General features: G+C 59.3%; 11 protein-coding genes. 5 read left to right on the top strand and 6 right to left on the bottom strand.

Annotated features, from left to right (window positions below):
- Positions 1-12 precede the first annotated feature (12 nt).
- The 3 genes from preA to hydA form a co-directional block, all read right to left on the bottom strand.
- Positions 13-1,287 (bottom strand): NAD-dependent dihydropyrimidine dehydrogenase subunit PreA, encoded by a 1,275-nt coding sequence (preA, locus tag ACYZTR_RS15835; protein ID WP_461972315.1) that lies wholly within the window; start codon positions 1,285-1,287, stop codon positions 13-15.
- Positions 1,288-2,655 carry an NAD(P)-dependent oxidoreductase gene (locus ACYZTR_RS15830; protein ID WP_461972313.1) on the bottom strand — a complete coding sequence of 456 codons (1,368 nt, stop codon included), beginning with the start codon at positions 2,653-2,655 and terminating at the stop codon, positions 1,288-1,290.
- A gap of 156 nt (positions 2,656-2,811) precedes the next feature.
- Positions 2,812-4,251, bottom strand: coding sequence for a dihydropyrimidinase (hydA, locus tag ACYZTR_RS15825; RefSeq protein ID WP_461972311.1), 1,440 nt, complete (start codon positions 4,249-4,251; stop codon positions 2,812-2,814).
- Positions 4,252-4,802: 551 nt separating this feature from the next.
- On the opposite strand from hydA, the gene ACYZTR_RS15820 reads away from it, so the two are divergent.
- The 5 genes from ACYZTR_RS15820 (at position 4,803) to ACYZTR_RS15800 (ending at position 10,581) form a co-directional block, all read left to right on the top strand.
- Positions 4,803-6,287 (top strand): NCS1 family nucleobase:cation symporter-1, encoded by a 1,485-nt coding sequence (locus ACYZTR_RS15820; protein WP_461972309.1) that lies wholly within the window; start codon positions 4,803-4,805, stop codon positions 6,285-6,287.
- 127 nt (positions 6,288-6,414) lie between these two features.
- Positions 6,415-7,698: a Zn-dependent hydrolase gene (locus tag ACYZTR_RS15815; protein ID WP_461972307.1), complete on the top strand. Its 1,284-nt coding sequence runs from the start codon at positions 6,415-6,417 to the stop codon at positions 7,696-7,698.
- 465 nt (positions 7,699-8,163) lie between these two features.
- Positions 8,164-8,535, top strand: a complete 372-nt coding sequence (locus tag ACYZTR_RS15810) for a DUF6124 family protein (protein WP_461972305.1) — start codon at positions 8,164-8,166, stop codon at positions 8,533-8,535.
- Between the two features lie 170 nt (positions 8,536-8,705).
- Positions 8,706-10,202, top strand: a complete 1,497-nt coding sequence (locus ACYZTR_RS15805) for a PAS domain S-box protein (RefSeq protein WP_461972303.1) — start codon at positions 8,706-8,708, stop codon at positions 10,200-10,202.
- A gap of 130 nt (positions 10,203-10,332) precedes the next feature.
- Positions 10,333-10,581 carry a DUF1652 domain-containing protein gene (locus ACYZTR_RS15800; protein WP_461972301.1) on the top strand — a complete coding sequence of 83 codons (249 nt, stop codon included), beginning with the start codon at positions 10,333-10,335 and terminating at the stop codon, positions 10,579-10,581.
- Positions 10,582-10,997: 416 nt separating this feature from the next.
- On the opposite strand, the gene ACYZTR_RS15795 is transcribed toward ACYZTR_RS15800, so the two are convergent.
- The 3 genes from ACYZTR_RS15795 to ACYZTR_RS15785 all read right to left on the bottom strand — a co-directional run bounded on the left by ACYZTR_RS15795 (position 10,998) and on the right by ACYZTR_RS15785 (position 14,259).
- Positions 10,998-12,113 carry a Gfo/Idh/MocA family protein gene (locus ACYZTR_RS15795; protein WP_461972299.1) on the bottom strand — a complete coding sequence of 372 codons (1,116 nt, stop codon included), beginning with the start codon at positions 12,111-12,113 and terminating at the stop codon, positions 10,998-11,000.
- A gap of 265 nt (positions 12,114-12,378) precedes the next feature.
- Positions 12,379-13,146, bottom strand: a complete 768-nt coding sequence (locus tag ACYZTR_RS15790; RefSeq protein ID WP_008149805.1) for an SDR family oxidoreductase — start codon at positions 13,144-13,146, stop codon at positions 12,379-12,381.
- 45 nt (positions 13,147-13,191) lie between these two features.
- Positions 13,192-14,259 carry a phosphotransferase family protein gene (locus tag ACYZTR_RS15785; protein WP_461972296.1) on the bottom strand — a complete coding sequence of 356 codons (1,068 nt, stop codon included), beginning with the start codon at positions 14,257-14,259 and terminating at the stop codon, positions 13,192-13,194.
- Positions 14,260-14,265: the final 6 nt, after the last annotated feature.

Below are 14,265 nucleotides of genomic sequence, written 5' to 3'. Positions count from 1 at the left end.
GGGAACGATCGGTTAGAGAGCGACGTGGTACGGATTCCTCGGATCATGATTCCAATCCAGAAACGGCTTGCCCGTATCCATTGGCACCATCTCAATACAATCTTGCACCGGGCACGTGATCTGACACAGATTGCACCCCACACACTCATCATCGATCACTTCATATTTATGCGTCCCGTCCGCCTGCTTCAGGCTGGCAACCGCTTGGTGCGAGGTGTCTTCGCAAGCAATGTGGCAGCGACCGCAACCAATGCACGCTTCCTGATCAATCTTCGCAATCACCTGATAGTTGATGTCCAGGTACTTCCAGTCCGTGGTATTGCCCACCGCACGCCCGGTGAACTGCGACACGCTGGCGTAACCCTGACTGTCCATCCAGCGTGACAACCCGTCCTTCATCTCCTCGACAATCCGGAAACCATGCAGCATCGCCGCCGTGCAGACCTGCACCGAGCCGCTGCCCAGCGCAATGAACTCCGCCGCGTCGCGCCAACTGCCGATGCCGCCAATGCCGGAAATCGGGAGGCCTTGCGTCTGTGGGTCGCGGGCGATTTCGGCGACCATGTTCAGCGCAATCGGCTTCACCGCAGAGCCGCAATAACCACCGTGGGTGCTTTGTCTGCCCACGGCGGGATTGGCGACCATGCGCTCCAGGTTGACGCTGGTAATCGAGTTGATCGTGTTGATCAGCGACACCGCATCCGCGCCACCGCGATGGGCCGCGCGGGCGGCGACGCGAATGTCGGTGATGTTCGGTGTGAGCTTGACGATCACCGGCAGCGAGCAATACGTCTTGCACCAACGGGTGACCTGTTCGACGTACTCCGGCACTTGGCCGACCGCCGCGCCCATGCCACGTTCCGGCATCCCGTGCGGGCAGCCGAAGTTCAGTTCGATACCGTCGGCACCGGTGGCTTCCACCAGCGGCAGGATGAATTTCCATGATTCTTCGACGCAGGGCACCATCAGCGACACGATCAGCGCGCGGTCCGGCCAGTCCTTTTTGACCTGAGTGATCTCCCGCAGGTTGATTTCCAGCGAGCGATCGGTGATCAGTTCGATGTTGTTGAAGCCCATCACTTCGCGGTTGGCACCGAAATGCGCTGAGTAGCGCGACGACACGTTGACCGCCGCCGGGTCTTCACCCAGGGTTTTCCAGACCACGCCCCCCCAGCCGGCCTCGAAGGCGCGGACCACGTTGTAGGCCTTGTCGGTCGGTGGCGCGGAGGCCAGCCAGAACGGATTGGGGGCTTTGATGCCGGCGAAGACAATCGAGAGATCGGCCATTTACGCAGCCTCCACGTTGAGCATGAGTTGGGCGTTGATGGCCTCGGCAGCCCGTTTGCCGTGCTGTACGGCTTGCACGGTGAGGTCCTGATCGAGACTGGTGCAGTCGCCACCGGCGTACACGCCGGGAATGCTGGTGCGCAGGTTTTCGTCCACTTGAATCCGCTCACCCTGGCGCTCGAGTTCACGGGCCAGCGGGTCGGCGAGGGCGCTGGCGTCGAAGGCTTGACCGATGGCTTTGAAGATTGCGTCGGCGGCCAGTTCGAAGGTTTTGCCAGTGGTTTGCAGGCGACCGTCCACCAGCTGCGTGCGGGCAAAGCGCATGCCGCGTACGTGGCCCTGGTCATCGAGCAGCACTTCTTCCGGTTGTGCCCAGGTCAACAGCCGCACCTGATTGGCCTTGGCGATGTCTTGTTCGTGACCCGTGGCGCCCATTTCCTCGACACCGCGGCGGTACACCAGGTTCACGTCGCGAGCGCCGAGGCGAGCCATTTGCACGGCCATGTCGATGGCGGTGTTGCCGGCGCCCAGCACGATGCAATGATCGGCCAGCGGCAGTTGCGTCAGGTCATCGGCTTGGCGCAGTTCGCGGATGTAGTCGGTGGCGGCAAGCAAGCCCGGCGCCTCTTCGTTGGCGAGCCCCAGTTGTTTACTGGCATTCAAGCCGAGGCCGAGGAACACCGCGTCGAATTGCTGATGCAGTTCGCTTAAGGTCAGGTTCTCTCCCAGTTTTTGCCCATGGCGGATCTCGATCCCACCGATCTCCAATAGAAATTCAAGCTCCTTCTGCGCGTAATCGTCCACCAGTTTGTACTTGGCGATCCCGTATTCGTTGAGGCCGCCAGCCTTTTCCCGTGCCTCGAAGATCACCACGTCATGACCGTGCATGGCACTGCGGTGAGCGCAGGACAAACCGGCCGGTCCGGCACCGACCACGGCGATGCGCTTGCCAGTAGATGCCGCACGTGGGAAGGGGTGTTCGCAGAAGTGTGCGTTGTCTACGGCGTAACGCTGCAACAGGCCGATCAGCACCGGTGCGCACTCATGGTCGTTGTTGCGCACGCAGGCTTGCTGGCAAAGAACTTCCGTCGGACACACCCGGGCGCAACTGCCGCCGAGGATGTTCGCTGAAAGGATTTTCTGCGCGGCGCCCTGAACGTTTTCCTGATGGATATTGCGAATGAACGACGGAATATCGATCTCGCTCGGACAGGCGTTCACGCACGGCGCGTCGTAGCAGTACAGGCAACGCGAGGCTTCCAGATGCGCCTGACGGTCGTTGAGTGGTGGTGCCAGATCGGTGAAATGGCCGGCGAGGGCGGCCGCATTCTCATAGGGATGCGGGAGGTGGTTCAGGGTCTTGATCACGGTGTTGGCCTCACGGTTATTGAGGTACTGCCTCTGATGGGCATTGATTTTTGTGTTGTCTGGACTGACGCCATCGCGGGCAAGCCACGCTCCCACAGGGGGAATGCATTTCAAATGTGGGAGCGTGGCTTGCCCGCGATAGGCCGAAGGCCGCTCTCAGCGTTTCACAGCAACCGGCCGAGTTAGCTCAGCCCGCTTACTCAGCAAATCAAACACCGCCGGATACGCCGGCCGTTCGACGTACCGCCCGGCACCACGCTCGGCCCGCAAATCACCATCCGCCCAAACCACCCGACCCTGGCTGACGGTGTGGCTCGGAACACCGCGAACGGTTTTGCCTTCGAAGATGTTGAAATCGACCTGCTGGTGATGGGTCTTCGCTGAAATCGTGCGCGTACCTTCCGGATCCCACAGCACCAGGTCCGCATCCGCACCGACGCGAATCGCCCCTTTGCGTGGGTAGAGGTTGAAGATCTTCGCGGTGTTGGTGGAGGTGAGCGCCACGAAGTGCTGCATCGACAAACGCCCGGTGTTCACGCCTTCATCCCAAAGCACCGCCATGCGGTCTTCGATACCTGCCGTGCCATTTGGGATCTTGCTGAAATCGTCACGGCCGGCGGCTTTTTGTTCTGCGCAAAAACAGCAATGGTCGGTGGCGGTGGTGTGCAGATTGCCCGATTGCAGGCCGTGCCAAAGCGCCTCTTGATGGCCGCGAGGACGGAAGGGCGGGCTCATCACGTAACCGGCGGCGGTCTGCCAGTCCGGGTGTTGATAGACGCTGTCGTCCAGCAGCAAATGCCCGGCAAGGACTTCTCCGTAGACTTGTTGACCCTTGCTGCGGGCGTAGGTGATTTCGTCGAGGGCTTCCTTGGTCGAGACATGCACCAGGTACAACGGCGTGCCTAGCGTTTCGGCGATGCGGATCGCCCGACTGGCCGCTTCACCTTCAACCTGCGAAGGGCGGGACAACGGATGCGCTTCAGGGCCGGTCATGCCCTGGGCCATCAGCTTGCGTTGCAGGTGATAGACCAGGTCACCGTTCTCCGCATGCACAGTCGGCACTGCACCCAATTCCAGACAGCGCTCGAAACTCGCCACCAAAGTGTCGTCGGCGGCCATGATCGCGTTTTTGTAGGCCATGAAGTGCTTGAAGCTGTTGACCCCGTGATGATTGACCAGCTCGGCCATGTCCTCACGCACCTGTTCGCTCCACCAGGTGATCGCGACATGGAAACCGTAATCCGACGCTGACTTCTCGGCCCAGCCGCGCCACTGATGAAAAGCTTCCATCAAGGATTGCTGCGGATTGGGAATCACAAAGTCGATGATCGACGTGGTACCGCCGGCCAGACCTGCCGCCGTGCCACTGAAAAAATCCTCACTGGCCACCGTGCCCATGAAGGGCAGCTGCATGTGCGTGTGCGGGTCGATGCCGCCGGGCATCAGGTATTGGCCGCTGCCGTCGAGCACTTCGGCACCCGCCGGAACATCGAGGTTTTCGCCGATGGCTTTGATCACGCCGTCGGCGCAATAGACGTCGGCGCGATAACTTTCATCGTGGGTAATAACAGTGGCGCCACGGATCAACAGAGACATTCCGAGTTCCTCGCAGGCAATGACCGACTTATGCCGGTTCTAAATGTTTTATATGAAGCCGACGCAAACAGGTGTATTCCTGCCAGCGCTGTCAGGAATAAAAGCTAGTCTGAGTTTACGGATAGAGCAAGAATATTTTTTATAAGCTTATATCTGTTTTAACGTATTGATAGTTAAGGTTTAAATAACGAAATCACCAAAATAGTGAGGCCTCTCACCATTTTGACGCACTTGACAGGTTCTAAAAATAGACGAGATTTCTTATGTGAAATCAGCCGGTTGAGGATGGTCTATGGTTGATACGCGACTTTAAAAAAAAGAGGTCTGCACCAGATTGAGTCCTGACTGTCCGGACAACTTGCGTGGCATTCGGCCTGAGAAAACATGCAAGTAACCGCTGACTCATCGAATCTATAAATAAAATTGATAAACATCAGTTGGTTACAAAGTTTTTATGGAACTGCCCGATGCGCAAACGGGGTAACCGGCACGTTTATTGATGCCACCAGCCCTTGATGAGCAAAAATAATCAAAAGAACAGTGGAGCGGCCATGCAACAGATCAGATCGCAAGTGACCGAGCGCGACGGCTTGTTTGAGCTCGAAGCCGGCAGTGACGTCCTCGACAGCCCCCGTTACAACCACGACATGGCACCGACCAAGGTGCATGAACGAACCTGGAACAAATGGCACATCACCGCGTTATGGGTTGGCATGGCGATCTGCGTGCCGACCTACACCCTCGGAGGCGTGCTCACCGCCTATTTCGGCCTAACCGTCGGCGAAGCGCTGCTGGCGATTCTGTTCGCCAATATCATCGTACTGATCCCTCTGACCCTGAACGCGTTTCCCGGCACCAAGTACGGCATTCCGTTTCCGGTGTTACTGCGTTCGTCCTTCGGGATTCTCGGCTCCAACATTCCGTGCCTGATCCGTGCGGTGGTGGCGTGCGGCTGGTTCGGCGTTCAGACGATGTTCGGCGGACTGGCCATTCACCTGTTTCTCGGCTCGGTGTTCGAGGGTTGGAAACCCCTGGGCGGTACCGGTGAAGTGATCGGCTTCATGGTGTTCTGGGCCTTGAACCTGTGGGTGGTGATTCGCGGTGCGGACTCGATCAAATGGCTCGAAACCCTCTCGGCGCCGTTGTTGGTGCTGGTGGGCGTAGGCCTGCTGGTGTGGGCCATGCCGAACGTGTCGATGAGCGAGTTGCTGGCGATCCCGGCCAAACGTCCGGAAGGCGCCAGCGTGGTCAGTTACTTTGCCGCCGGGCTGACCGCCATGGTCGGGTTCTGGGCCACCTTGTCCCTGAACATTCCGGATTTCAGCCGCTATGCGAAAAGCCAGAAGGATCAGATCGTCGGGCAGATTATCGGCTTGCCGCTGACCATGTTCCTGTTTGCTTCCCTTGGCGTGGTGATGACGGCGGCCTCGGTAAAACTGGTGGGCGTCACCGTCTCCGATCCGGTCACCCTGATCGGCCATATCCAGAGCCCGGTCTGGGTCGCGTTGGCCATGGCGCTGATCATCATCGCCACGCTGTCGACCAACACCGCGGCCAACATTGTTTCGCCGACCAACGATTTCCAAAACGTCGCGCCCAAATTCATCAACCGCACCAAAGCGGTGTTGCTCACCGGCCTGGTCGGCTTGGCGCTGATGGCCCATGAGCTGTTGAAGAAGCTCGGATTGATCGTCTCGGATTTAAGCCTGGAGACGGTGTATTCCAACTGGCTGCTGGGCTATTCGAGTCTGTTGGGCCCAATCGCCGGGATCATGGTGGTGGACTATTTCCTGATCAAGAAACAGCAACTGGACCTGGCCGGCCTCTATCGCGACGACGTTTACCCGGCGTGGAACTGGTTCGGTTTCATCGCGTTTGGTGTGCCGGTGGCGCTGACGCTGCTGTCGCTCGGGAGTGACGCATTCATTTGGTTCTACAGCTATGGCTGGTTTACCGGCTCGGCGCTTGGCGGGCTGATTTATTACGGGTTGTGCTCAATGCGCCCCAACCCGTCTGTTGCGAAATCTCCGGTGTGATTGATCGTTCCCACGCTCTGCGTGGGAATGCAGCCCGGGACGCTCCGCGTCCCACAAGCGGACGCAGAGCGTCCATGGATGAATTCCCACGCAGAGCGTGGGAACTAGAAGAACTGAGGAGATCATCATGAACGCTGCCGTAGACGTTCTGCAGTCCACCCATCAGCACATCAACCGCGACCGCTTGTGGCAGTCGCTCATGGACCTGGCCAAGCTCGGCGCCACGGTCAAGGGCGGCGTCTGTCGCCTGGCCCTGACCGACCTCGACCGCCAGGCCCGGGACATCTTCGTCAACTGGTGCGAGGAGGCCGGTTGCACCGTCAGCATCGATGCCGTCGGCAACATCTTCGCCCGTCGTCCGGGTCGCAACCCGAACCTGCCACCGGTGATGACCGGCAGCCACATCGACACCCAACCCACCGGCGGCAAGTTCGACGGCTGTTTCGGCGTACTGGCCGGCGTCGAAGTGCTGCGCACCCTCAACGACCTGGGCGTGGAAACCGAAGCGCCACTGGAAGTGGTGGTCTGGACCAACGAGGAAGGCTCACGCTTCGCCCCCTGCATGATGGGCTCCGGTGTGTTCGCGGAAAAATTCACCCTTGAAGAAACCCTGGCCAAGGTCGATGCCGAAGGCGTCACCGTCGGTGAAGCCTTGAACGCCATTGGCTATGCCGGCGAGCGCAACGTCAGTGGCCATGCCGTCGGCGCCTATTTCGAGGCGCATATCGAACAAGGTCCGATCCTCGAAGACGAGCACAAAACCATCGGCGTAGTAATGGGCGCCCTCGGCCAGAAATGGTTCGACCTGAAACTGCGCGGTGTCGAAGCCCACGCCGGCCCGACGCCGATGCACCTGCGCAAGGACGCCTTGGTCGGCGCTTCGGTGATCGTCGGTGCGGTCAATCGCGCGGCCCTCGGTCATCAACCGCACGCCTGCGGCACCGTCGGTTGTCTGCAAGCCTATCCCGGCTCACGCAACGTCATCCCCGGCGAAGTGCGCATGACCCTGGACTTCCGTCATCTGGAACCGACGCGCCTGGATTCGATGATCGCCGAAGTCCGCGAAGTCATCGAAACCACCTGCGAGGAACACGGCCTGACCTTCGAGCTCACACCCACCGCCGACTTCCCGCCGCTGTACTTCGACAAAGGCTGTGTCGAAGCGGTACGCGCCGCCGCCCAAGGGCTGGGCCTGTCGCACATGGACATCGTCAGCGGAGCAGGGCACGACGCAATCTTCCTCGCCGAACTCGGCCCGGCCGGGATGATCTTCGTGCCGTGCGAAGGCGGCATCAGCCACAACGAAATCGAAAACGCTGCGCCGGATGATTTGGCGGCCGGGTGTGCGGTGTTGTTGCGGGCAATGCTGGCGGCGTCGGCGGCGATTGCCAGTGGTCAATTGGCGGCCTGAAGATCAAAAGATCGTCCGAAGGCTCGGACCGCGTTCGGACGATCTTTTTTGATCAATTGGCATGCCTCACTTACCAAGAATTGTTTTGGTCAGTTCTCCTGACAATTCGAGTCGCAATCATCGAAAAGTCTTGTTGCTATTGACGGTTCCTACACGGGGAATGCGAGGCTACACCACCTTGCGCCATTGCCTACAACTACGCCAGAATCCGCCGGCTTGTGCGCCTTGGGCCTGGGCTCTATCGTTTCCGGGTCGCTGCCAATTCAGCGTCCGGATTTGACCGTCCGATTCAATCAAGGCGTATCAGTGTCCAAGAAAAGCTTCAGGCTTTTTTGCGGTGGCTGTGCGCGGGACACCTTCGGGTGTGCCGGATACCTTGATTTCCGGTCGGTCAACCCGCGCACAGCTGCCACCTTTTCGTTTGACCGCGAACGGTGGCGGCTCCGCTAATCAAGGAGCATCACCATGTTCAAAGCCACACCCAATCCCCCGGAAACCGACAACGTTTCCCCCTACGATTCCCTCGACTCCAAAAAACTCCACGAAGCCGCCGACCGCGCCCTCGATCACCACCTCAACCTGGCCGCCCACATCAAAGCCACCCCGCGCACACCCGGCACCATGTTCATCGTCAACCCGGAACTCGATACCGAAACCCTACTTGCCCACGCTTGCGAGTCGCTGGCCTCGGCCAATGTCATGACCATGGACCTGGCGGATCATATGGAAGGGCCGAGTCGCAATTCCCTGTTGGGTATTGCGCAGATCATCATGCTGGGCGAGCTGGCAGTGAATCGGGCACTGGACAATATTGACCCGCAGAACGCAGCGGACTAACCAGCTGAGTGTGTCAGTGCTTCAACACAAGAAACGGCCTACCGGTCGTTTTTTGTTACCACAGGTGCACGCTGCCGGATCGGGGGTGTTTGCTGCACTATCCCAACCCCCTGCGGTCGTAATCTTCACAGGGCGGCGCATGAATGCGCGGCCGCACGCGTGGAGATCCAATGAGCCAGGACGTCCTGATCACTGAAACCAATCGTCGTCAGTTGCAGCAGATTATCGCCGGCCTGTCCGATGGGGTGATTCTGGTGGAACTCGACCAGACTCTCCTCTGGGCCAATGACGCCGCGTTGGCCATGCACGGCGTCGGGGAGCTCAGCGAGCTGGGGGCGAATGCCAAGGAGTACGCCAAGCGCTTTGCCTTGCGTTATCGCAACAATCATCCGGTTCAGGCCGACAACTATCCGATCAGCCGTGTCGCCCGAGGCGAGACATTCAGTGATGTCTTGGTTGAGGTGACGCCCGCGGACGACGAAGAGCGCACCTGGGTCCATAGCGTGCGCAGCATGGTGTTGGCTGACAGCTCCGGAAAGCCTGAGTCGCTGGTGCTGATCATGAACGATGTCACGGAGTGGGCCAGCGCCGAGCAGCGTTTCGAAAAAACCTTCAATGCCAACCCGGCCCCGGCTGTGATCTGTCGCCTCAGCGATTTGCGCTACATCAAAGTCAACCCAGGCTTTCTGGAGATGACCGGCTATGCCCGTGATCAGGTGATCGGCAGTTCGACCTATGAACTGGACATACTGGAAGGGGCTGAAAACAAAGACCTGGCCAAGCAGCGTTTGCGCGATGGGGCGACTATTCCGCAAATGCAGGCCCAGTTGCAGTTGCCAGAGGGGGGCAGCAAACAGGTGATCGTCGCCGGCCAGCCCCTTGAGCTGAACGACGAAGCCTGCATGCTGTTTTCCTTTGTGGACATCGAGCCCCGGCATAAGGCCGAAGTCGCCCTGCGCCAGAGCGAGGAACGGTTCGCCAAGGCTTTTCGTCTGACCCCGGTGCCGATCCTGGTCTGCAACGCCAGCGATCAGGTGGTGATGGACGTCAATGAAGCCTTCCTCGATACGCTCGCGTATCCCAGTGAAGAAGTGCTCGGCAAGACTGTGGCGCAGATCGATTTTATCGATGACACAGGCGCTCGCACGCGACTTTTTGCGGCCCTGGAAAAAACCGGAAGTGTGGATCGTGTCGATGTTCGGGTTCGCAAGAAAGGCGCCCAGATGATCGATTGCGCGGTCTCGGCCGACACCGTGAACATTCAGGACAACCCCTGCTACCTGCTGGTGTTTATGGACATCACCGAGCGTAAACGTACGGAGCTGGAGTTGGTGTCGGCGATCGAAGAGGTGATGAAAGACGCCTCCTGGTTCAGCCGCACGCTTATCGAGAAGCTCGCCAACGTTAAGACCGTCAACTCGCCGCAGTTGCCTAGCGTGTCTTTCACCGACCTGACGGCCCGTGAGCGCGATGTGCTGGGGCTGATCTGCGAAGGCCTGGCCGACAAGGAAATCGCCGCGCGGCTGAAGCTCGCGCCCAACACGGTGCGCAACCATGTGTCGACGGTGTATTCCAAGCTCGATGTTCACAGTCGTAGCGAGGCGATTGTCTGGGCCCGCGAGCGCGGTTTGTTCTCCAGCGAATGGCGACCCAAGGCCCAGCGTTAGGTGCAAATGCACTACTCGAAGGGGTGCAAATGGATGTTCTGGACCGGTGCGGCAGTTCTTAGGCTGTGAGGGTGCGATACAGGTCTTCGGGTATCGCGTCCCTTTCGAAAACAGCTACGGGAACCGCAGGATGAATTACGTGGCGCAATTGCGTATGCAGCTGGAGCGGAGTTTTTCGCCGCTGGCCTGTGACTGCAGTGTTACGGGTGATAATTCACTGACGGTGAAGCTCTATCATCCGGTGTCGGGGCAGGTGGATCTGGTGGTCAGTGGGTTGAATGTAAGCAACCTTAGAACGCCGGAGGCGGTGGCGTCGTTGATCGAAGAGCTGCGGTACGAGCTTGAGAGCAACACGTTGCATCGTACCGAGACTTCCTAGGAACTGTCGGGTTTTGCTGGCGGTCGTATTAAGGAATACGAAAGTATTTTTTCTGTGACCAGTCCGCGTGTTCGCGGTGAGGGTGTTGGGTCGCGGAAATATCTCGATCACTTACCGCGGGCTAACCTATGAACAGTCTTGGGAAACGCGTTATTGCTCCACTGCCGTTTGCATTCTGCGTCGCGATTCTGGGGGGGTGTGCCAGTCCTCCGCCGCCACCTCCCGCCGCGCCACCTCCACCTCCTGTACGCACTTGCCAGACTACCGAAGACACCGATGTGCAAGGCGATATGAGGGCTGAGGGGCAGGTGACCCGGGAAACGACGCTCACTCGTTGCGTCACTCAGTAAGCATCCATCTGCTCAGGCGTACCGCCAGCGGCGCTGTGCCGCTGGCGGTTATCACCCGCGTCTGGCTCAGACTTCCTCGACCCTGACCCACCGCGACTCCCGCGCTGCCAACCGGATCGCCGTCGCCAGACGTTCGACTTCCCACGCCTGCTCGAAATCCGTTCCGCCCTGGCCGACCCCGGCCAACGCCATCACCAGATCATGGACCTCCAGTGTCTTGAGTTCGTTGTAGCCGAGCTGATGCCCTGCCGCCGGGCTGAACGCCGCATACCCCGGCAGATTCGGCCCTGCCAGCAAGCGTTGGAAGCCATCCTGCCCGGCACGAAACAGACGCAGTTCATTCAAGCGTTCCTGGTCGAACGCCAACGTCCCTCGGGTGCCGCTGATTTCAAAGCTCAGGTGATTTTTGTAGCCGTGCTTGAGCCAACTGCTGCTGAACGTCCCCCGGGCGCCGTTAGCAAAACGCAGTAAGGCGTGGACCTGATCGTCGACAGCGATACTGCGTTGTTCCGGGCGGTCAGCCGAGGCGGGACGTTGCCGGTGCACGGTCTGGGTGTCGGCGCTAACGGCCTCGACATCGCCCACCAGATAACGGGCCATGGCCAACAAGTGACTGCCCAGATCTGCCAGCGCGCCGCCAGCATGATCGGCATCGCAACGCCAGGACCAGGGTGATGCAGGATCGGCCATGAAGTCTTCGCTGAATTCACCCTGGAAGCTAATGATCTGGCCCAAGTCGCCGTTTTCGATCAGCTCCCGGGCGAGCCCGATCATCGGGTTGTGTTGATAGTTGTAACCCACCCGCGTCACCACACCCGCCGCTTTGGCCGCCAGGCGCATGGCGTCGGCCTGTTCCAGATTCACCGCCAATGGTTTTTCGCAGTACACCGGTTTTCCGGCGGCGAGGGCGGCCATGGCCATGGGGTAGTGCAGGTGATTGGGCGTGGTGATAGCGATGAGATTGACCCTGGGATCATCGATCAGTTGCTGCCAGCCGCTATGAGCGGTGTCGAAACCCCAGGCATCGGCGCAATGGCGGGCACGCTGCGGATCGGCGTCGGCCAGGGCCGCAAGTTTAAGCTTTAGGGGAAGTTCGAAAACCGCGCTGACGTTGCGAAACGCCAAGGCATGGGCGCGGCCCATGAAACCTGTGCCGATGAGTCCGATACCGAGTTCGCGCATAGCCGGGGTCCTTTTGGGATTTTATTTTCAGGAGAGGCTATTAATGGAATAAATATTCTTTAATTGCAAATAATGGAATTAAAGTTCATTCGCGTGATCGTTCCCATGCTCTGCGTGGGAATGCAGCCCGGGACGCTCCGCGTCCCAAAGCGGACGCAGAGCGTCCATTGAGGCATTCCCACGCAGAGCATGGGAACGATCGGCGGTGATGCCAGTAACAAAAAGGCAGCCCTGAGGCTGCCTTGTGTTCATCCGGAAGAACCGATCAGGACAAGAACCCGCCATCCACATTCAATGAAACCCCAGTGGTATAGCTCGACGCATCACTCGCCAGATACAACACCGCTCCCGCCATCTCACTCGGGTCCGCCACACGCTTGAGCGGAATCTGCTGCAATGCGGTGTTCAAAATAGCCTCGTTTTTTACCAGCGCCGAAGCAAACTTGGTGTCGGTCAGGCCCGGCAGCAGGGCGTTGCAGCGAATGCCGAACTGCGCGCATTCCTTGGCGAAGACTTTGGTCATGTTAATGACGGCAGCCTTGGTCACCGAGTAGATGCCCTGGAAAATCCCCGGCGAGATGCCGTTGATCGAAGCAACGTTAATGATGCTGCCGCCGCCGTTTTCGCGCATCAACTTGCCGGCTTCCACTGACATGAAGAAGTAGCCGCGGATGTTCACGTCGACGGTTTTCTGGAAGGCGCTGAGGTCGGTGTCCAGTACGTTGCAGAACTGCGGGTTGGTCGCGGCGTTATTGACCAGGATGTCCAGGCGGCCGAACTGTTCGCGGATGCCGGCGAAGACCTGGCTGATTTGTTCCATTTCACCGATGTGGCAAGCGACGGCGGTGGCTTTGCCACCGGCAGCGATGATCGCGTCGGCCACGTGCTGGCAACCGTCGAGTTTGCGGCTCGAGACGATCACGTGAGCGCCTTGCTGGGCCAGCAGTTTGGCGATGGCTTCACCGATGCCGCGGCTGGCGCCGGAGACGAAAGCGATCTTGCCGTCGAGGTCGAACAACTGAGTCTTGGACATGGTTTTTCCTTGTTATGGAGGCCTTGGGTGCGATCAGAACCGCGATCAGAGGCTGGATTTCGAAATGACCTGCAGGCTCATCTGCTCCAGCAGTTTGTTCATGTGAATGAACTGCGCGAAGCGTTTGTCCTGGGTTTGACCATGGAAGAAGCGGTAGTAAATCTGCTGCACGATGCCCGCCAGGCGGAACAGACCGTAGGTGTAGTAGAAGTCGTAGTTGTCGATCTGGATGCCTGAGCGCTCGGCGTAGTAATCGACGAATTCACGGCGGGTCAGCATGCCCGGCGCGTGGCTCGGCTGGCGACGCATCAGTTGCACCGGCGCCGGGTCATCGGCTTCGACCCAGTAGGCGAGGGTGTTTCCCAGGTCCATCAGCGGGTCGCCGAGGGTGGTCAGCTCCCAGTCGAGCACGCCGATGATCTGCATCGGGTTGTCCGGGTCCAGGATCACATTGTCGAAGCGGTAGTCGTTGTGAACGATGCTCGACGTCGGGTGATCGGCCGGCATCTTGTCGTTGAGCCAGGCTTTGACCGCGTCCCACTTCGGCGCGTCCGGGGTCAGGGCTTTTTCGTAGCGATCGCTCCAGCCTTCTATTTGCCGCGCGACATAGCCTTCGGGTTTGCCAAGGTCGCCCAGGCCATAGGCCTTGTAGTCGACCCGGTGCAGTTCAACGAACTTGTCGATAAAGCTTTTGCACAGCGCTTCGGTTTGCGCTGAATCAAGACCCAGTTCCGGTGGCAGTTCGGAGCGCAGGATGATCCCGTTGACCCGTTCCATTACATAGAACTCGGCGCCGATCACCGACTCATCGGTGCAGTGCACGTAGGTTTTGGGGCAGTACGGAAAGCCGTCCCGTAGCTGATTGAGGATGCGAAACTCGCGGCCCATGTCGTGGGCGGACTTGGCCTTGCGCCCGAACGGTGGCCGACGCAGGACGAACTCCTGTTCGGGGTATTCCAGCAAGTAGGTGAGGTTCGACGCACCGCCGGGGAACTGGCTGATTTGCGGCAAACCACTCAGGCCCGGAATGTGGTCCTTGAGGTACGGATCGATCAGGCTGGCATCGAGTTCTTCGCCGGTGCGAATACGGGTGGACTGGTCAGTAAGCGCCATGCTTAT

The organism is Pseudomonas sp. Hz4 (assembly GCF_054898165.1).
Note: the sequence above shows the minus strand (reverse complement) of the source record. Positions and strands in the feature narration are given on the sequence as shown.